At 60.7% G+C, this 16630-nt stretch carries 19 protein-coding genes; 11 read left to right on the forward strand and 8 right to left on the reverse strand.

Annotation, left to right across the window (positions count from 1 at the left end; genetic code table 11):
* Nucleotides 1–6: 6 nt before the first annotated feature.
* The 5 genes from ASD94_RS17640 to ASD94_RS17660 all read right to left on the reverse strand — a co-directional run bounded on the left by ASD94_RS17640 (nucleotide 7) and on the right by ASD94_RS17660 (nucleotide 2455).
* Nucleotides 7–516: a hypothetical protein gene (locus tag ASD94_RS17640; protein WP_056645562.1), complete on the reverse strand. Its 510-nt coding sequence runs from the start codon at nucleotides 514–516 to the stop codon at nucleotides 7–9.
* Between the two features lie 155 nt (nucleotides 517–671).
* The gene (locus ASD94_RS17645) at nucleotides 672–1076 is read right to left on the reverse strand and encodes a hypothetical protein (RefSeq protein WP_056645565.1); all 405 of its coding nucleotides are present in this window, start codon (nucleotides 1074–1076) and stop codon (nucleotides 672–674) included.
* A 181-nt stretch (nucleotides 1077–1257) separates the two neighbouring features.
* On the reverse strand, nucleotides 1258–1665 hold the full coding sequence (locus ASD94_RS17650) for a hypothetical protein (RefSeq protein WP_056645568.1): 408 nt from the start codon (nucleotides 1663–1665) through the stop codon (nucleotides 1258–1260).
* A gap of 38 nt (nucleotides 1666–1703) precedes the next feature.
* Nucleotides 1704–2084 (reverse strand): DUF4177 domain-containing protein, encoded by a 381-nt coding sequence (locus ASD94_RS17655; RefSeq protein ID WP_056645571.1) that lies wholly within the window; start codon nucleotides 2082–2084, stop codon nucleotides 1704–1706.
* A gap of 53 nt (nucleotides 2085–2137) precedes the next feature.
* Entirely contained in the window at nucleotides 2138–2455 is a 318-nt protein-coding gene (locus ASD94_RS17660; protein WP_056645574.1) for a hypothetical protein, read from the reverse strand.
* A gap of 204 nt (nucleotides 2456–2659) precedes the next feature.
* On the opposite strand from ASD94_RS17660, the gene ASD94_RS17665 reads away from it, so the two are divergent.
* From ASD94_RS17665 to ASD94_RS17680, 4 genes are all read left to right on the forward strand, one after another.
* Nucleotides 2660–2926 carry a helix-turn-helix domain-containing protein gene (locus tag ASD94_RS17665; protein ID WP_056645578.1) on the forward strand — a complete coding sequence of 89 codons (267 nt, stop codon included), beginning with the start codon at nucleotides 2660–2662 and terminating at the stop codon, nucleotides 2924–2926.
* Between the two features lie 524 nt (nucleotides 2927–3450).
* Nucleotides 3451–4533: a DUF262 domain-containing protein gene (locus ASD94_RS17670; RefSeq protein WP_056645582.1), complete on the forward strand. Its 1083-nt coding sequence runs from the start codon at nucleotides 3451–3453 to the stop codon at nucleotides 4531–4533.
* Nucleotide 4534: 1 nt separating this feature from the next.
* Entirely contained in the window at nucleotides 4535–5266 is a 732-nt protein-coding gene (locus ASD94_RS17675; protein ID WP_056645586.1) for an MAE_28990/MAE_18760 family HEPN-like nuclease, read from the forward strand.
* Nucleotides 5267–5313: 47 nt separating this feature from the next.
* Nucleotides 5314–6354, forward strand: coding sequence for a DNA cytosine methyltransferase (locus ASD94_RS17680; RefSeq protein ID WP_369818073.1), 1041 nt, complete (start codon nucleotides 5314–5316; stop codon nucleotides 6352–6354).
* 167 nt (nucleotides 6355–6521) lie between these two features.
* Here ASD94_RS17680 and aceA read toward each other — a convergent pair whose 3' ends face one another.
* Nucleotides 6522–7853 carry an isocitrate lyase gene (gene aceA / locus ASD94_RS17685; RefSeq protein ID WP_056645589.1) on the reverse strand — a complete coding sequence of 444 codons (1332 nt, stop codon included), beginning with the start codon at nucleotides 7851–7853 and terminating at the stop codon, nucleotides 6522–6524.
* A gap of 252 nt (nucleotides 7854–8105) precedes the next feature.
* Nucleotides 8106–8528: a gamma-glutamylcyclotransferase gene (locus ASD94_RS17690; RefSeq protein WP_056645984.1), complete on the reverse strand. Its 423-nt coding sequence runs from the start codon at nucleotides 8526–8528 to the stop codon at nucleotides 8106–8108.
* Between the two features lie 93 nt (nucleotides 8529–8621).
* Here ASD94_RS17690 and ASD94_RS17695 point away from each other — a divergent pair, with 93 nt between their 5' ends.
* Nucleotides 8622–9533 carry a DMT family transporter gene (locus ASD94_RS17695; protein ID WP_233247317.1) on the forward strand — a complete coding sequence of 304 codons (912 nt, stop codon included), beginning with the start codon at nucleotides 8622–8624 and terminating at the stop codon, nucleotides 9531–9533.
* Nucleotides 9534–9602: 69 nt separating this feature from the next.
* Here the strand turns inward: ASD94_RS17695 and rraA are convergent, their stop codons facing one another.
* Complete coding sequence (gene rraA, locus ASD94_RS17700) at nucleotides 9603–10124, reverse strand: ribonuclease E activity regulator RraA (RefSeq protein ID WP_056645595.1); 522 nt, start codon at nucleotides 10122–10124, stop codon at nucleotides 9603–9605.
* Between the two features lie 443 nt (nucleotides 10125–10567).
* On the opposite strand from rraA, the gene ASD94_RS17705 reads away from it, so the two are divergent.
* The 6 genes from ASD94_RS17705 (at nucleotide 10568) to ASD94_RS17730 (ending at nucleotide 16606) form a co-directional block, all read left to right on the forward strand.
* Nucleotides 10568–10888, forward strand: coding sequence for an SWIB/MDM2 domain-containing protein (locus tag ASD94_RS17705; RefSeq protein WP_015014555.1), 321 nt, complete (start codon nucleotides 10568–10570; stop codon nucleotides 10886–10888).
* Nucleotides 10889–11158: 270 nt separating this feature from the next.
* Nucleotides 11159–13381, forward strand: coding sequence for a TonB-dependent siderophore receptor (locus ASD94_RS17710; RefSeq protein WP_056645598.1), 2223 nt, complete (start codon nucleotides 11159–11161; stop codon nucleotides 13379–13381).
* A 66-nt stretch (nucleotides 13382–13447) separates the two neighbouring features.
* A complete protein-coding gene (locus ASD94_RS17715; protein WP_056645601.1) occupies nucleotides 13448–14140 on the forward strand; it encodes a Fe2+-dependent dioxygenase in 693 nt (230 codons plus the stop codon).
* Nucleotides 14141–14260: 120 nt separating this feature from the next.
* The gene (locus ASD94_RS17720) at nucleotides 14261–15403 is read left to right on the forward strand and encodes an alpha-hydroxy acid oxidase (protein ID WP_056645604.1); all 1143 of its coding nucleotides are present in this window, start codon (nucleotides 14261–14263) and stop codon (nucleotides 15401–15403) included.
* A 136-nt stretch (nucleotides 15404–15539) separates the two neighbouring features.
* On the forward strand, nucleotides 15540–15812 hold the full coding sequence (locus tag ASD94_RS17725) for a bacterioferritin-associated ferredoxin (protein ID WP_015014559.1): 273 nt from the start codon (nucleotides 15540–15542) through the stop codon (nucleotides 15810–15812).
* Between the two features lie 104 nt (nucleotides 15813–15916).
* Nucleotides 15917–16606, forward strand: coding sequence for an energy transducer TonB (locus tag ASD94_RS17730; RefSeq protein WP_056063828.1), 690 nt, complete (start codon nucleotides 15917–15919; stop codon nucleotides 16604–16606).
* Nucleotides 16607–16630: the final 24 nt, after the last annotated feature.

Here is a 16630-nt window from a genome sequence, read left to right on the forward strand (position 1 = left end):
GATTGCCTAGAAAGCGGCCGAGGCCCCTGCCCGCTTACCGCGAGCCTTGTCATCCTTCACAGGACGGGTGGAGGGCTGAGTGGTGGGCTCTTTGGCGGACTGAACGGCGGGTGGATTGGGCGCCTGCAGCCGGGCCTTCCAATCGACTCCTTCCACGTACTGGTAGGCATGCCGCTTGTCCGTCACTGCTTGCAGAACCCCCAGGTGCTTGAGAACCGCCATCACAAAACCAGCGGTGTTCACCGAGGTGCCCGCAAAGAGCTTTGCCAGGGCCGATGCCGACAGCGTGGTCGCCGCCATCAACAAAGGCTCTACAGCGTCATAGGCGACCCAGGAAGGGTTGTGGTGGCCCTTGCCGGTGTTGTGGGTCACACGCAGGTGCAGACGGCCTTCGGGGTCGTTTCCCAGCTCGTAGGTGAGCGTGGAGCGGCCGGACAAGGACGGGCACTGGTCGGTGCGCAGGGTAGTGATGGTGATGGTTTCTGGAGTGGTATCGGGTTGGTTGGCATCTGTCATTGGTGATCCTTTTGATGGGTTGTCGAGGAACATTCCTCATTTCAGATACGCGGTTTTTCTCAGTTTTGGGTGGGCAAAAAAATGCCACCCGAAGGTGGCTTGGTGGTCGCTGCGAGGTGGCTCCAGCAGGTGTTGCGGTGGGGCTTGCTTTGTCATCAGGGGTGGCCCTCGTGGGCATAGCGATCACAGAGCACCGCCAGTGCATGGGGGATGCCCCGGGGCATGAACACCACAATGCCGAAACCGTCGTCGCTCAGGATGAAGGTCAGCACATACCAGTGTTCGTACACCTCCAGGGCATCCCAAGAGGGCGTGAAGTCGGGGTGATCGTTCGCCAGTCCATTCCAGCGGTTGTGAAGGACGGTGAAGCCCAGTTGCTGCTCCAGAGCCTGTAGGGTGTCTTCCGGGTCCATCACCACGACATGCAGCAGCGATGCCCAGTCGTCTATTTCAGTGAAGGCTTCTTCTGCCAGCCGTTCCGCCACCAGGGTGTGAAGGCCCAGGGCATTCTCGGTACTTGCCAGTCGGTTCAAGGCATCGTGGTCTCGGTAGGTTTGCATAGGCAGCTTTCCTTTTGATGAAGTGGTCAGACAAAGAAAAAGCGCCCGAGGATTGCTCCAGGGGCGCCCGGTGGGGTGCGATACATCACGAGTTGAGTTGGTCGATTTCCTAGAGGGTATTTCTCTGCTTTAGCGTCCCCGGGTCTTTCGGTTGCAGGGGGAGCTGTGGCGGGGTTGGCGTTTATTCCGGCATGCTGGACTTTTTGATGTCCTCGATGTGGGCTCCGAGCGTGAATGCGATGTACCCGAGTGCACACACAGCCCAGAAGACCGCCATCAGGATGTCTTTGCTCAGCCCGATCAGAGCGAGCACAGCCATTGCACAGAAGATGGCAACTTGCTTCTTGGTGGTGCGTTCGATGGCATCCTTGAGCAACTCCACCCCCTCATCTATGTCCACTGCTTTCTTTGCGGGTGTCTGCAAGGTCATGGGGTCGGGCAATGGTGGTTCCGCTGCAGCCTTGGCCTGCGCAGCCTGGCGGGCTGCTTCAAGTTCAGCCTGGCGCAACCTATCTGCCTCCCTGCGGGCTCTATATGCTTCGTCGGCGAGTTCTTTTCTGCGGGCTGCCAGTCGTTCGTTCAAGTCCATAGGTCTCCTTATGAATGGGATGTTGACGATCCAGACGACTACTCGCCCTCTTGCAGGTGGTCGGCGATGGCATGCAGGACGGCGCCACCCAGGACTGCGCCTGCAGCACCAGCGACGGCCTTGCGCCCTACCCGCTTGGCTTGCTCTTCGGCAGCTATGACGTCATCAATGCAGCGGGCGGCACGGGCGGCTCTCTCGGATTCCGGGACGCGGCGCTCGAAGGTGACCATGAGGGTTTCTCGGTCGGACACCAGCAGGTGGCGCTGCATTACCTTGGTCATGAACACCATGCGCCAGCCTTCGGAGGCCATGGCGTTGATGTAGGCCTCCAGCACGCCGGTTTCGATGCGGCCTTCGCCCAGCAGGGCTGAGCTGATGGCACCGTCGGCCACGTCGATTACCTTGTATTCGTATTCCATGGACTCCCTCCTGAAATTGATGGTGGATGTTGGTTGAGGATACTGGTTGGTGACTACTTGCTCCAGCGAGACCGCTCGAACACGCTGGGCAACGCAATGCTTCCCTTGTCCTTGTCGTACACGCACAGGTGGCTGGTGTACTTGCTCGCGTCTTCGCTGGCCTTTTCAGACAGTTCCACGACGATGTGGCCATCCTTGGTCCAGTGGTCGATGGGTTTGACGACGGCACCGAACTTGGCGCGCTCTTGTTTGTGGAAGCTGGCGCATTCGGATTTGATGCGAGCGAGTTCTTCGCTGCTGGGGCCGGAGCAGCCGGTGAGGGAGAAGGCAGCAATGAGGGTGACGGAAACGATGGGGTTCACGAATTGCATGGGTGTGAATCGATGGTTTTAGGGGATGAGTTGGATCTGTGGCCGCCTTTGCGGGAAGGGACTGGGATGCTCTGGGGGTCCTCCTAGAAGTGAGGAGTGAAAGAAATCTGCACGGTGAGAAAAAGTTTGCAATGAATTTTGCCGTATATATGCAGCAAATCAGATGGCGTGCTGCCCCACCCTTGCTCAACTTATTGAGCACAGATGGTGGAACCAGATCAGGCATTTGGACAGGCACTCAGGAGCCTGCGAACACGACGCAAGTGGAGTCAAACTGACTTGGCACTGCGCGCGGATGTCGATCGCAACTACATCTCGTTGATCGAACTGGGCAAGAACAGTCCCAGTGTCCGGATGGTGTTCAAGCTCTGCGAGGCACTGGATACATTGCCGTCGGACCTGATCAAGGAAGTCGAGCGACGCATGAAGATCAGCGGCATGTCAACCGGTACTGAATCGCCGTCGCTGTAGCTTAAGGAACTCGCCACTCAGTCAGCAAACCAGCAAAAGCTAACTTGGCCGCCCGGTGGCTGTAGGGTTTGACATAGATCACTGAAGAACCGTCCTCGACCAAGAGCAGCAACTCATCTAGGTCCGCCTAGGATCAGCTAGGAGCAGGTTGCTGACCTACGGCAACCCGGAACGAGTGAGCCCCATGGGTCAAAAGCCGACAGCCAGTTCGGGCCAGCAACGCCCGTAACCAACTAAACATCAGGTCTAGGCATCTAAAGCGATCGCCCTCTCGCGACGTGGTATCGTGTTAACGTGAAAACACAAACCGATCTGCAGAAAAGCCCGCCAAAAAGGCGTGCAACAACCACCGGAACACTGGTAGGTACACGGTTTCAGGCCGACTTGCTCGACGCTGTCGATCACTGGAGGAAGCGGCAGCCAGATTTGCCAACCAGACCGGAGGCTGTGCGCCGCCTGGTGGGACTTGGCATGGCGGAACATTCAACACAGCGACAAAAAAGCTAATGCGATCGGCGAGAGACATGGCAACCAAACACAAGCAAATTGATGTTCCTGACAAGACTGCAGAGGAGATTGATGCGGCGGAAGCTCAGATTGTCGAGCTATCCAAGCGCATTGAGTTCTATCTGACCGAATACTCAGTAGAGATGCTCGCGAAGAAGATGCGCGAGAACGAGTTTGTAGTGCCGTCTTATCAGCGCGCTTACACATGGGAGGACGACCGAAAATCACGATTTATTGAGTCTTTGATTATCGGCCTTCCTGTTCCATTCCTATTCTTTTGGGAGATGCCTGATGGAAAACTTGAGATCGTCGATGGATCTCAGCGACTAAGGGCTATTGAAGAATTTGTTCTTGGCGACTTTCGCTTAGGCGAACTCGATGGCCTCACCGCCTTGTCCCAGTTCAAATTCTCAGACTTGTCGGACGCACGTAGGCGCAAGATCAACAATCGCTCCATACGTGGAATTGTTTTGAACGAACACGCCGATGAACAGGCGAGATTCGACATGTTCGATCGAATAAATACTGGAAGCAAGATTGCAAACAAGGCAGAAGTCCGTAGGGGCGCACTTGCGGGCGCCTTCATGGACTTGATTATTGAGCTATCACAGAATGATGATTTTTCCAAGCTTGCCCCCGTATCTCGCAAGGAGGCAAACGAACGAGAGCGTGAAGAGTTGATTGCCCGTTTTTTTGCGTATGGCGATGGATTAGAAGGATATAAAGACCGCCCTTCCGAATTTATTTTCAACTACGTTAAAGCGATGAACGAGCGATTCAACGCTGATGCTACCTTGGCGGCCACGTACCGCGAGTCTTTTAGCAAGACGATGGCGTTTGTAGCGTCCGTTTTCCCCTATGGATTCAGGCGAAATTTGAAGGGAATCGCGACACCCCGCACTCGCTTTGAAGCAATTGCTATTGGTTCGAAGTTGGCTCTAGAGGCAATTCCCGCTCTGTCAGCTAAAGACGTACCGGATGTAAACGCTTGGTTGACAAGCAAAGAATTCAGTCAAGTCATTGGGTCAGACGGTGCTAATGCTCGCTCACGACTTCTGCATCGCATGAACTTTGTCAAAGTAAGGTTGCTAGGCCAGTGAAATGGAGTTGATCAACACATTTGAAGAGCGATTGTCCGAAGTTGAGGCCTATCTCGACTTTCTGAAAGTCGTGGAACAGCGTGCGAGGGAAGGCCCACCACGACTTGAAGGCGCGGAGTATCCAATCACCGCACAGCAACAAAAGATTCTTTACTCGGGTGTCTATCTTCAGCTCTACAACTTGGTCGAGTCGACTATGACGCGGTGTATTGACGCGGTGGGACAGGCTGCCACGAACGCTGGCATTTGGGTTCCGGGCGATCTGTGTGATGCACTGCGAAAAGAGTGGGTTCGAGTTGTAGCTCGGACCCATGTAGAACTGACGCCTGACCATCGCCTCGCAAGTGCGTTGGATCTATGCGGGCGTCTTGTCAATGCACTCCCACTCGCGGGTTTTTCTGTCGAAAAGGGTGGTGGCGGTAATTGGGATGATGACGCCATTGAGGCGATCAGCCTTCGACTCGGGTTTCAGCTAACTGTGAGCCCTGAAGCCTACCGCGGTATCAAGCGTCGCATTAAGGACGATCTCGGCGCTCTTGCATTGGTGAAAGACCTGCGAAACCGCCTTGCGCATGGCTCCATATCGTTCGCGCAGTGCGCTGAAGATGTTTCAGTAGACCAGTTAGTTGATTTGAAGGAAAAAACAGTGAGCTACTTGCGAGAAGTGGTTGCTCGATTCGTGGCCTATATTGACGGGTTTGAGTTTCTCGTGCCCGAGCGGCGCCCAGGGTGATTAGCTTGTATAGAAAACTCTCTGAGTTCCAACCTCGCATTGTCGGCGTGGACCTGTTTTGCGGCGTTGGTGGGCTCACTCATGGACTCGTCCGTGGCGGTGTGCACGTCGCGGCAGGGGTGGACATCGACAACACCTGCAGTTACCCGTATGAAGCAAATAATGCGGCAAAATTTATTGAACGGGATGTAGCAAGTCTTAAGGCGGTCGATTTGAGTTCACTTTTCGGGAATGCCGATTTGCGTTTACTCGCAGGCTGTGCGCCTTGCCAGCCGTTTTCGAAATACAGTCGAAGTGGTCGGAATGCAGACTATGACAAACAATGGCCACTGGTTTTGGCGTTCGGTCGCCTTGTCAATCAGGTTCGGCCAGAGCTTGTGACGATGGAGAACGTTCCTCAACTTCTCGAGCACGACGTTTTTGAACGCTTTGTAGGCAGCTTGCGTGGATACAAAAAGTGGTGGAGCGTCGTGGAGTGCTCTTCACTCGGCGTGCCCCAAACCAGAAGGCGACTGGTTTTTCTGGCTTCTCGGTTGGGAGACAGTGAGTTGCGGTTGCACACAGATGGCTTGGCGAAAGTTAGCGTGAGAGAGACCATTGGGGGTCTCCGTCCGATTGCCGCCGGTGAGCAAGACCCGGCTGATCCGCTCCACGTCTCAGCTTCTCTTACTTCACTGAACTTTGCTCGAATTAAGGCCTCGCGCCCCGGGGGTACATGGCGCGACTGGCCCGAACAACTGCAAGCTGCATGTCATCGCAAGGCAAGCGGTGCTACCTATCCCAGTGTCTACGGACGCATGGAATGGGACCAGCCCGGGCCGACTATGACCACCCAGTGCTTCGGGTATGGCAATGGCCGTTTTGGACACCCCGAGCAGCATCGTGCCATCTCGCTCAGGGAGGCAGCCATGCTGCAGACTTTTCCAGCAGACTACTCGTTCGTGCCTGAGGGGGGGAAAATCAAATTCAGCAGCATGGGCCGACTTATCGGCAATGCCGTACCCGTGCGCCTGGGAGAGGTAATAGCCAAATCGCTAATCACCCATGTTCAAGCGAGTAGCGGTTTATCAGGAGCCGGGCGACTTTAAGTCGAGATTGCTTGACAGGATGCTGAAGTACTAGTCAGTAGCCTGTTAGGAGCAGCAATTGGCGGAATCCAGCTATTAAACAAAAAACCACCGTGATACCGAAGCATCAGGTGGTTTTTCACTGACCCAACCTCAGCGCCCTACTGAGCGCCAAGGTCCCGCTCAGATCAGTGGAACTGCTCTTCTTCGGTCGAACCCGTCAGGGCCTTCACAGAAGACGAGCCGCCCTGGATCACCGTGGTCACGTCGTCGAAGTAGCCCGCGCCCACTTCCTGCTGGTGCGACACGAAGGTGTAGCCCTTTTCGCGTGCTGCGAATTCTGGCTCTTGCACCATTTCGGTGTAGTGCTTCATGCCTTCGCCCTGAGCGTATGCATGGGCGAACTGGAAGGTGTTGAACCAGTTGATGTGGATGCCGGCCAGCGTGATGAACTGGTACTTGTAGCCCAGAGCGGACAGGTCTTCCTGGAACGATGCGATCTGCTTGTCGTTCAGGTTCTTCTTCCAGTTAAACGATGGCGAGCAGTTGTAGGACAGCAGCTTGCCGGGGCACGCAGCGTGCACGGCCTGAGCGAATTCACGAGCAAATCCGATGTCTGGCACGCCGGTTTCGCACCACACCAGATCGGCGTAAGGAGCGTAGGCCACGCCACGGCTGATGGCTTGCTCCAGGCCGTTCTTCACGCGGTAGAAGCCTTCTTGCGTGCGCTCGCCGGTCAGGAAAGGCTTGTCGTTGGCGTCGTGGTCGGACGTGATCAGGTTGGCGGCTTCGGCATCGGTGCGGGCCAGCACGATGGTGGACACGCCCATCACGTCGGCAGCGAAACGTGCGGAGATCAGTTTTTCGCAGGCTTCTTGCGTAGGCACCAGCACCTTGCCACCCATGTGACCGCACTTCTTCACGGCAGCCAGTTGGTCTTCGAAGTGAACACCGGCAGCGCCCGAAGCGATCATGTTCTTCATCAGCTCGAACGCGTTCAGCACGCCGCCGAAACCAGCTTCTGCGTCAGCCACGATAGGCAGAAAGTAGTCGATGAATTCCTTGTCGCCGGGGTTGATGCCACGACCCCACTGGATTTCGTCAGCGCGCTTGAAGGTGTTGTTGATGCGGCGGACCATGGTGGGCACCGAGTCGTAGGCGTACAGCGACTGGTCGGGGTACATGGTTTCGCTGGTGTTGCCGTCGGCGGCGACTTGCCAGCCCGACAGGTACACGGCTTCGAGGCCAGCCTTGGCTTGCTGCATGGCCTGACCGGCAGAGATGGCGCCGAAGGCGTTGACGTAGCCCTTCTTGGCGCCGCCGTTGATCTTGTCCCACAGCTTTTCAGCGCCGCGTTTGGCCAGGGTGTGCTCGATGGGCAACGAGCCGCGCAGGCGCACCACGTCGGCAGCGGAGTAGCCGCGCTTCACACCCTTCCAGCGGGGGTTCTGTGCCCAGTCTTTTTCCAGGGCGGCAATTTGCTGTTCGCGGCTCAGTTGTTCGTTGAGAGATTGGGGCATGAGATCACTCCAGGGGTTGGTTGAAAACGCCGGGCTGCTGTGTGCCGCCCTTGAAGACAACTTTAAGTCTTCTATAAGACTTGCGCAAGCTCTTATGTCTTATAGAAGAGATAAATTTTCTTCTTTCAAAACAACCACTTAAGCACGCGATTTCTCAATACAGAAATTGATTTCTCATATCGAGAAAAATTGCGGCAATGCAACATCTATCGCATTCCACATAAAGAAATTTAACTTTCGTATTGTGAGAATTCAGGCGGGTGTAGCGCCAACTGCCCTGAGCCAGTCACCGTGCTCGATCCGGCGTGCGCCCTGCGCATATCGGGGATGGATCTCGTACACCAGACAAGACAGCGCTTGGCCCTCCACCGTCACCACAATTTCGCGCTTGCAGTACTCATCGGTCGGGTGATCCCCGCCCAGTCCTTCAATAACATCCAGCACCACCTCCAGCGCAGGCTCGATGGCGTACACCTCGCCATGCACCGGCCGGTCGCCACCCAGGGTCATGCCGGGGTAAGCCCCCAGGTGGAACAGCATCCCTGCAACTTGCGCAAACCCCACCCAGCGCGGTGCAGGCAACAAGCGCGTGATGTCGTTCGACCCACCACGGCGCAAGGTGCCGTACACAAACACATGGCGCGGGACGGCCGCTGGCAAAGAAGGCTCGGGCATGATGCGCAGTCTTTTTTGTTTGAACAGCGTCCCAGTCTAGTGAATACGCCCCCGCCCAGCCGCCCTTTCGCCTATCTGTGCCTAGCCCTCAGCATGTCGCTGGTGGGCAGCTATGTGGCGCTGTCCAAACCGCTGGCGGCCGTGCTGCCCGTTCTCTTGCTCGCCTGGATGCGCTTTGGCATCGGGGGCATCGCCATGCTGCACTGGCTCAAGAAGCCCGACAACGAGCCGCCACTGACACCGCAGACCCGACGGCTGCTGTTCCTGGAGTCCTTTCTGGGCAACTTTCTGTTCACCATCTGCATGATCTATGGCGTGAGCCTGACCGATGCGGTTTCAGCAGGCGTCACCATGGCGGCCATTCCCGCGGCTGTGGCGTTGATGGGCTGGGCATTTTTAGGGGAGCGGGTGGCGCCCCGCACCTGGATGGCAGTGCTTTGCGCAGTGGTGGGCATCGCCCTGTTTTCGCTATCAAAACCAGAGCACGCGGCGCATATGGAACCGGCACTGGGAGCCAAAAACACTGAAAACCAGGCCTGGTGGGGCCAAATTCTGCTGCTGGGGGCGGTGATTTGTGAGGCCGCCTACACGGTGATCGGCAAGAAGCTCACCGGTAGCCTGGGGCCCAAGCGCATCACCTCGCTCATCAACCTGTGGGGCTTTGTGCTGACGACACCGTTCGGCCTGTATCTGGCGCTGGACTTTCCGTTTGCCTCGGTGGGCTGGGGCACCTGGCTCCTGCTGCTGTTCTATGCACTAGCGGCCTGCATGTGGACCGTGTGGTTGTGGATGACCGGACTCAAGGCCGTGCCCGCAGCGCAGGGCGGCGTCTTCTCGGTCATGCTGCCCGTGAGTGCAGCGCTGGTGGGCGTGCTGTTTTTGGGCGAGGCATTGACGGGCATGCAACTGGTTGCCTTTGCCATCGCCCTGGCCAGCGTGTTGCTGGCCACCCTGCCCTCGCGCGCGGCAGTGCGCGTGGGGCGGCGGCGTGGCAACGCCGGCTGACCTGCCGCCCCGCCAACCACCTCTCAGCGGCTCGCCATGGAGACTCGATGGGGCGAGAGAAGGCCGGGTTCAGCCGTGCAGGGGCTGCGCACTGACCACGATGCCATCGGCATCGGCATACAGCCAGTCGCCAGGGCGCACAGGCACGCCCTGAATCAACACAGTCACGTCGCGCTGCCCCTCGCCACGGCGCTCGGTGGGCAAGGGCATCAGCGCCAGGGCGCGGATGCCCACGGCTTCTGCGTTCAGCTCGGCCACGTCGCGCACGCAGCCGTCCACCACAATACCGGCCCAACCATTGCGGGCCGCTGCCGCCGCGAGGTTGCCGCCCACCAGGGCCCGGCGCAGCGAACCGCCGCCATCCACCACCAGCACCCGACCCTCGCCGGGAGACTCGACGGCCGCCTTCACCTGGGTGTTGTCCTCGTGGCATTTGACGGTGGCGACGGGGCCAGCGAACGAGGCAACGCCACCGAAGTGCTGGAACACCGGGGGCAGCACGCGGAACGCGCCGCTGATGTCGCCCTTGTGGACGTCACAAAAGTCGCAGGTGGCAAACGCCGAGAGGGAGGGAAGCGAAGCTGCAGCCATTCCAAGATCCTTTCATTTCAGTCAACCAGACAGGTCCATAGTCCAGCCTGCCACAGTGGCAGGTGCACATACAAGCACGCCAGACACCTAACGACCGGCCCATGGGTGCACCCAACAGCAGGCGCATCGCGTTCGTTCTGCGGCAAATCGGTTTTGAAGGATTGTCATGCAGCCACGGTCACTCCCGTCGCGAAGCTATCGCAGCCCCCCGAACGTTCTCCCACGCATTGCACCTGAAACCCGTCCATCGACGGCGCCTTTGTCAAGCCTGGCGCGCCTTGGCGGCCCATTGCTGCACGCTGCGCGGCGCCACCGCTACAAATCGAGGCAAAAAAAGCCGTTTCTCCCTTGGAAACGCGTTTTTTTCCCATTAGCATCAGCCTGCCAGTGGGAAAGCGTCGTTTTCGCTGGTAAAAATTCATTCCCAACAAGGACAACCCAACATGGCAACTGCAAAAAAAGCTCCGGCAACCACAGCCCCAGCAGCCAAGAAGGCCGCTGCACCCGCCAAGAAGCGGACCCCCAACGCCGCATTCATGAAGGCGCTCACGCCCAGCCCCGCGCTGGCCGCTGTGGTGGGCTCGGCACCTCTGCCGCGCACGGAGATCATCAGCAAGCTGTGGGTCTACATCAAGGCCAACAACCTGCAGGACGCCACCAACAAGCGCAACATCAACGCCGATGCCAAGCTCAAGGAGCTGTTCGGCAAGCCCCAGGTCTCCATGTTTGAACTGGCTGGCCTGATCGGCAAGCACGTCAAGTAAGCCCTGGCGCTTTGCGACCCGCGTCGCACCCCTAAAAGAACCGGCTCTGCCGGTTTTTTTACGCCCCTACCCTGCCGAAGTGTGGCGCGCTCGCATCAATGCAAATGAGAATGACCCGCATTTGATGTAACATAAAGCTGCACGACGACGCACAGCCATGTTGATCTAGCCACTGCCTCTCGCCTGCTCTTGGTGCCCCTGCGCGCCACCTGCACACCCCTATTGACGGAGGCCCTCTTGGCTAAATCTCGCGCCCAGCGCCGCAGCGGCATGCTGCGTTCTTCTCCCGCATTTGTTGTTTCTCCCACTGCTGTGCCCTCGCAAGCCGCACAGTCCGACAGGGCCCTGCTGCCGCTGGGCGCGCTGATGCTGGCTGCCTCGATGGGCGCCATGGCACAGACCAGCACGCCAGAAACCACCTTGTCTACCGTGACGGTGAAGGAAACCGCCGAAGTCCAGGGCAAGGACACCCTGCTCATCAAGAAGACCACCGTGGGCAAGGGCAAGCAGGACATCAAGGACATCCCCCAGTCCGTGACGGTGTTCACCGAAAAGCTGATGAACGACCGCAACCAGGACGACTTCCGCGAAGTGCTGCGCACCACGGCGGGCGTGACCTTCCAGTCCGGCGAGACCGGTGAAGAAGATGTGCGCCTGCGCGGCTTCTCACTGGGCCTGGCGGGCGACATCTATGTGGACGGCATGAAGGACGCCCCGCTGATCGAGCGCGACACCTTCAACAACGACCGTATCGAAGTGCTCAAGGGCTCGGCCTCCATGCTGTTCGGCAAGGGCTCGACCGGCGGCGTGGTCAACCAGGTCAACAAGTACCCGCTGCTGATCGACCAGCACGAAGCAGCCTACACGCTGGGCACCGGCAAGTACCACCGCGCCACCGGCGACTTCAACTGGGTGACGGGCGAAAACGCGGCCTTCCGCCTGAACGCGATGGTGCAGGAGTACGACAACTACGGCGCCAAGCAGGACAAGCGCGGCATCGCGCCCACGTTTGCCTGGGGCATCGGCACGCGCGATGAGTTCTCCATCGGCCTGTACTACCTCGAATCCAAGGGCCGCCCCCTCTACAACCACCCCTGGCGCCTCTCGGCCGACGGCAAGATCAACATGCCGCTGGAAGCCGGCAAGTACTACGGCCTGGCCAGCGACCACAACGACACCACCTCGCAATACGTCACGCTGGGCCACATCCACCGCTTTGACGACAACGGCGAGCTGACCACCCGCCTGCGCTACGGCAAGTACGAACGCGACCTGTTGGCCAGCACCATAGGCTTCCAGAACAGCGCCATCACGCTGGACCAGATCAACAGCAACACTGTGCTGACCCGTGGCTCCAAGGGCCGTGTGGGCGAAAGCAACGTGCTGCAGGTGCAAAGCGATTACAACAACACCTACACTTGGGGTGGCCGCAAGCACGCCGTGCTGACCGGCGTGGACTATTACGACGACGACGCCAAGCGCAACCAGAACTACGCCAACACCACCACACGCCCCACCACCACCGTGGGCACGCCCAACGATGGCGCCTGGGTGGCCGACGGCCGTGCGCCGGTGCAGTGGAACACCTTCACATCGCGCAACCTGGGCCTGTACTTCCAGGACACCGTGTCGCTGACCGAGACGCTCAAGCTCGTCGGAGGCCTGCGCTACGACAACTTCCGCGCCGCGTACCACAACGCCGCTGGCAGCCTGAGCAACTCCCGCTCCGACAGCCTGTTCAGCCCCCGCCTGGGCCTGATCTTCCAGCCTGACGAGCTGACCTCGTACTACGTGTCGTACGGTACTTCGTACAACACCTCGGGCGACACCTACCAGTTTGGCAACCCTGGCACCACCACGGCGCGCGCCGCCAACACCGACCCAGAAAAGAGCCGCAACATCGAAGTCGGTGGCAAGTTTGAGCTGTTCGAGCGCCGCGCCCTGCTGGGTGTGGCCGCCTTCTACAGCCAGAAATACAACGAGCGCAACACCGACCCCGACACCGCTGCTGCGCAGGAACTGCTCTCGGGCAAGCGCCATGCCACCGGCATGGAGTTCAACCTGGCGGGCCGCCTGACACCGAAGTGGGAACTGTTCTTCAACCACACCTGGATCCCGTCAGCCAAGATCGACAAGAGCAACGTGGTGCTGGCCTCCAATGGCGGCGGCGCACAGGTGCAGGGTGACCGCCCCGGCCTCACGCCCAAGCACAGCGGCAGCGTGTGGAGCACCTACGCCGTCACCTCCAAGCTGCGTGTGGGCGCCGGCCTGACGTACCGCGCCAAGCAGAACCCCGAGGGCTCGCGCGCCGTGTACGCCAGCGGCTTTGCGGTGGTGGACGCCATGGCCGAGTACGCGTTTGACGACAAGACCTCGCTGAAGCTGAACGTGAGCAATCTGTTCGACCGCACGTATGCCGAAGGCCTGTACCGCGGCTTCTACACGCCCGGCGCGCCCCGCGCCGTGCAGCTGACGCTGAAGACACGCTTCTGACGCACCTCTGAAGTCCCTCGAATGAACCGGCCCCGGCACTGCCCGGGGCCGGTTCACAATGGCTCCATGTTCCTGCACATCCAAGACGTTCTCACCGCCGACGAGGTCGCGTTCTTCCGGCAAAAGCTCTGGGCAGCCGACGCCCTCTGGGTGGACGGCGCCCGCAGCGCGGGCGGCCAGGCGGTGCACCAGAAAAACAACCTGCAACTGGCACAGTCCAGCGAGCTGTCCGCGCAGCTCCAGGGTTTGGTCAAGGCCGCGTTGAATCGCAACGCCCTCTTCTTTTCGGCCGCGCTGCCGCGCCGCATCTACAACCCGCTGTTCAACAAGTACGGTGATGGCGCCAACTACTATGGCAACCATGTGGACAGCGCCGTCATGCACTCGCGCGCCGACAACTGCTGGGTACGCAGCGACCTGTCGTGCACGCTGTTCCTCACGCCACCCGGCGACTACGACGGCGGCGAACTGGTGATTGCGGAAGCCCTGGGCGAGAAGCGCATCAAGCTGCCAGCGGGCGACATGATCCTGTACCCCAGCAGCACCGTGCACCAAGTCGCGCCGGTCACACGCGGCCACCGCGTGAGCAGCTTCTTCTGGGTGGAAAGCATGGTGCGCGGACTGGAGCAGCGGCAGTTGCTGTTCGACATGGACATGGCCCTGCTCAAGCTGCGCCAGACGCACGGCGACACCGACCCGTCGGCCATCGCGCTGTCGGGCACGTACCACAACCTGCTGCGCATGTGGGCCGATGTGTGAGGCACCGCAGGCCCCCTCTCCCACGGCAGCGACCTTGGGTATGAGATGACCGGCACAATACTATTATTTTTATAGCATCCAGCGCATGATCCACTAGCGCTAGGTGCTATTTTTGTTTGTATGCCCCAACTTCCTGCACGCCACACCATCCCCCCGGGCCTGGTCACCCTGGCCGACCACGAGCAGCACGCGCGCACGCAGCTGGACGACAACGCCTGGGCCTACTTCAGCGGCGGCGCAGCCGACGAGATCAGCCTGCGCGCCAACCGCAGCGCCTGGGACGCCCTGCCCCTGTGGCCCCGCGTGCTGCGGTCGCTGGCGGGTGGGCACACCCGCGTGCCGCTGCTGGGCCGCACGCTGGCGCACCCCATCCTGCTCGCCCCCGTGGCCTTCCAGCGCCTGGCGCACCCCGATGGCGAACTGGCCATGGCCTACGCCGCAGCGGCGCTGGGCGCGGGCGTGGTGCTTAGCACCCAGGCCAGCGTGTCGCTGGAGAGCGTGGCCCAGGCCGTGCTGCCGGACCCGGGGCGCGGCCCGCTGTGGTTTCAGCTCTACCTGCAGCCGGACCGGGGCTTCACCCAGGCGCTGGTGCAGCGCGCCGAAGCGGCCGGCTACGAGGCCCTGGTGCTCACGGTGGACGCCCCCACCAGCGGCGTGCGCGACCGGGAGCGGCGCGCGGGCTTTCGGCTGCCGCCCGGCGTGGGCCCGGTCAACCTGGCGGGCCTGCAGGCACCCGTCTCTTCCCCCTTGAGCCCCGGCCAGAGCGCATTGTTCGACGGCCTGCTCCACCATGCGCCCACGTGGGACGACATAGCGTGGCTGCAGTCCATCACCCGGCTGCCAGTGCTGCTCAAGGGCGTGCTGCACCCCGCCGACGCGCGCCAGGCCGTGTCGGTGGGCGCGGCGGGCCTCATCGTGTCCAACCACGGCGGGCGCACGCTCGACTCGGCCCCCGCCACCGCCACCGCCCTGCCTCGCGTGGTGCAGGCCGTGGGCGGCGCGGTACCGGTGCTGGTGGACGGCGGCATCCGGCGCGGCACCGACGTGCTCAAGGCCATGGCGCTGGGCGCATCGGCCGTGCTGGTGGGTCGCCCTGCCGTGTGGGGCCTGGCCAATGCAGGGGCGGCGGGCGTGGCCCACGTGCTGCGCCTGCTGCGCGACGAGCTGGAAGTCGCCATGGCGCTGACCGGCTGCGCCACGCTGGCAGAGGCCGCACCTGCGCTGCTGGAGGGGCAGGACGGGGCCCCATCGGGCAGAGGGTGAGCCCGGGGTATCGGCAACCCGCCAGAGGCAGGTGTCACCTTCCCCCTGTCGGCAGGAATGATTTATTGCAAATGCGATAGATTCGTATTTATAATCTCAATCATCCTTTCAACAGCCAGCCACACTGCCTGCCGCCATGATCGTCTGTGTTTGCCGCCGGGTTTCGGACCGTGAGATTGCCCGCCATGCCCGTGCCGGCATGAGCTTCGATGAGATCCAGTTCGAGCTGGGCGTGGCCACCCAATGCGGATGCTGCGAAAGCTGCGCCCGCGACGTGGTGGCGCAGTGCAGTGCTTCGCAACCGGTAGCCGCCTTGCGCAACGACGCGGCGCCACAGGCGATCCAGCTTGCCAGCTCCATCCTGGAAAGCAAGTCATGGAACTCCTCTCAACCCTCGCAGGCAGCCTGATCCTGGTCGCAGGATCGGCTTGGTGGATCTTTCGCAAATAATCCGGGTTTACCCGGCAACGTCGGCCCTATGCTTTGGGTCGGCGTTGCCCTTCCTTTCTTTTTATGTCTCACCCTGATCGTTTCGCCCCCCCAGGCGGTGTGAGCCGCAATGCCGTGATCGTCGGCTCCGTGGTGGCGCTGCATGTGGCGGGCATCTGGGCCCTGCAATCCGGCCTGGTGCGCAAGGCGGCAGAGGTGATCGTGCCGGCCGAGCTGCTCAGCGAATTCATCGCACCACCCGCCCCGCCCAAGGTCACCCCACCGCCACCGGCCCCTCCTCCACCGCCCAAGCCCGCCCCCAAGGCCGCGCCCCGCCCGGCCCCGATGCCGGTGGCCATTGCCGACCCCACGCCGGCGCCCAATGCCCCCACGGGCATCACCACGCCCCAGCCGCCCGCGCCGCCCATTGAGGCGCCCGTGGCGCCCCCGGCCCCCGCGCCTGCGCCACCGGCACCCCCTGCACCGCCCAAGATCGAGCTGCCGTCCAGCGACGCGGCCTATCTCAACAACCCCAAGCCCAGCTACCCCGCCATCAGCAAACGCATGGGCGAGCAAGGCAAGGTGGTGCTGCGGGTGCTCATCGGCACCGACGGCGTGCCGCAGAAGGTCGAGGTCAACAAGTCCAGCGGCTTTGACCGGCTGGACCGCCAGGCCCAGGACGCCGTGATGCGCTGGCGCTTTGTGCCCGGCAAACGCAACGGCGTGCCCGAGGCCATGTGGAACCTCGTCCCCGTCAACTTTGTTCTCGAATAAACCAATCACCGCTCAGGGAGTTTT

The sequence above is a fragment of the Acidovorax sp. Root70 genome, from assembly GCF_001428225.1.
Lineage (GTDB): Bacteria > Pseudomonadota > Gammaproteobacteria > Burkholderiales > Burkholderiaceae_C > Acidovorax.

Coding starts and splice junctions, on each gene's coding strand:
- ASD94_RS17655 (WP_056645571.1), bottom strand. CDS start 2,084: ATGGAATACGAATACAAGGTAATCGACGTGGCCGACGGTGCCATCAGC.
- ASD94_RS17660 (WP_056645574.1), bottom strand. CDS start 2,455: ATGCAATTCGTGAACCCCATCGTTTCCGTCACCCTCATTGCTGCCTTC.
- ASD94_RS17710 (WP_056645598.1), top strand. CDS start 11,159: ATGCTGCGTTCTTCTCCCGCATTTGTTGTTTCTCCCACTGCTGTGCCC.
- ASD94_RS17725 (WP_015014559.1), top strand. CDS start 15,540: ATGATCGTCTGTGTTTGCCGCCGGGTTTCGGACCGTGAGATTGCCCGC.
- rraA (WP_056645595.1), bottom strand. CDS start 10,124: ATGGCTGCAGCTTCGCTTCCCTCCCTCTCGGCGTTTGCCACCTGCGAC.
- ASD94_RS17670 (WP_056645582.1), top strand. CDS start 3,451: ATGGCAACCAAACACAAGCAAATTGATGTTCCTGACAAGACTGCAGAG.
- ASD94_RS17705 (WP_015014555.1), top strand. CDS start 10,568: ATGGCAACTGCAAAAAAAGCTCCGGCAACCACAGCCCCAGCAGCCAAG.
- ASD94_RS17650 (WP_056645568.1), bottom strand. CDS start 1,665: ATGGACTTGAACGAACGACTGGCAGCCCGCAGAAAAGAACTCGCCGAC.
- ASD94_RS17695 (WP_233247317.1), top strand. CDS start 8,622: ATGTCGCTGGTGGGCAGCTATGTGGCGCTGTCCAAACCGCTGGCGGCC.
- ASD94_RS17640 (WP_056645562.1), bottom strand. CDS start 516: ATGACAGATGCCAACCAACCCGATACCACTCCAGAAACCATCACCATC.
- ASD94_RS17690 (WP_056645984.1), bottom strand. CDS start 8,528: ATGCCCGAGCCTTCTTTGCCAGCGGCCGTCCCGCGCCATGTGTTTGTG.
- ASD94_RS17675 (WP_056645586.1), top strand. CDS start 4,535: ATGGAGTTGATCAACACATTTGAAGAGCGATTGTCCGAAGTTGAGGCC.
- ASD94_RS17720 (WP_056645604.1), top strand. CDS start 14,261: ATGCCCCAACTTCCTGCACGCCACACCATCCCCCCGGGCCTGGTCACC.
- aceA (WP_056645589.1), bottom strand. CDS start 7,853: ATGCCCCAATCTCTCAACGAACAACTGAGCCGCGAACAGCAAATTGCC.
- ASD94_RS17715 (WP_056645601.1), top strand. CDS start 13,448: ATGTTCCTGCACATCCAAGACGTTCTCACCGCCGACGAGGTCGCGTTC.
- ASD94_RS17665 (WP_056645578.1), top strand. CDS start 2,660: ATGGTGGAACCAGATCAGGCATTTGGACAGGCACTCAGGAGCCTGCGA.
- ASD94_RS17730 (WP_056063828.1), top strand. CDS start 15,917: ATGTCTCACCCTGATCGTTTCGCCCCCCCAGGCGGTGTGAGCCGCAAT.
- ASD94_RS17645 (WP_056645565.1), bottom strand. CDS start 1,076: ATGCAAACCTACCGAGACCACGATGCCTTGAACCGACTGGCAAGTACC.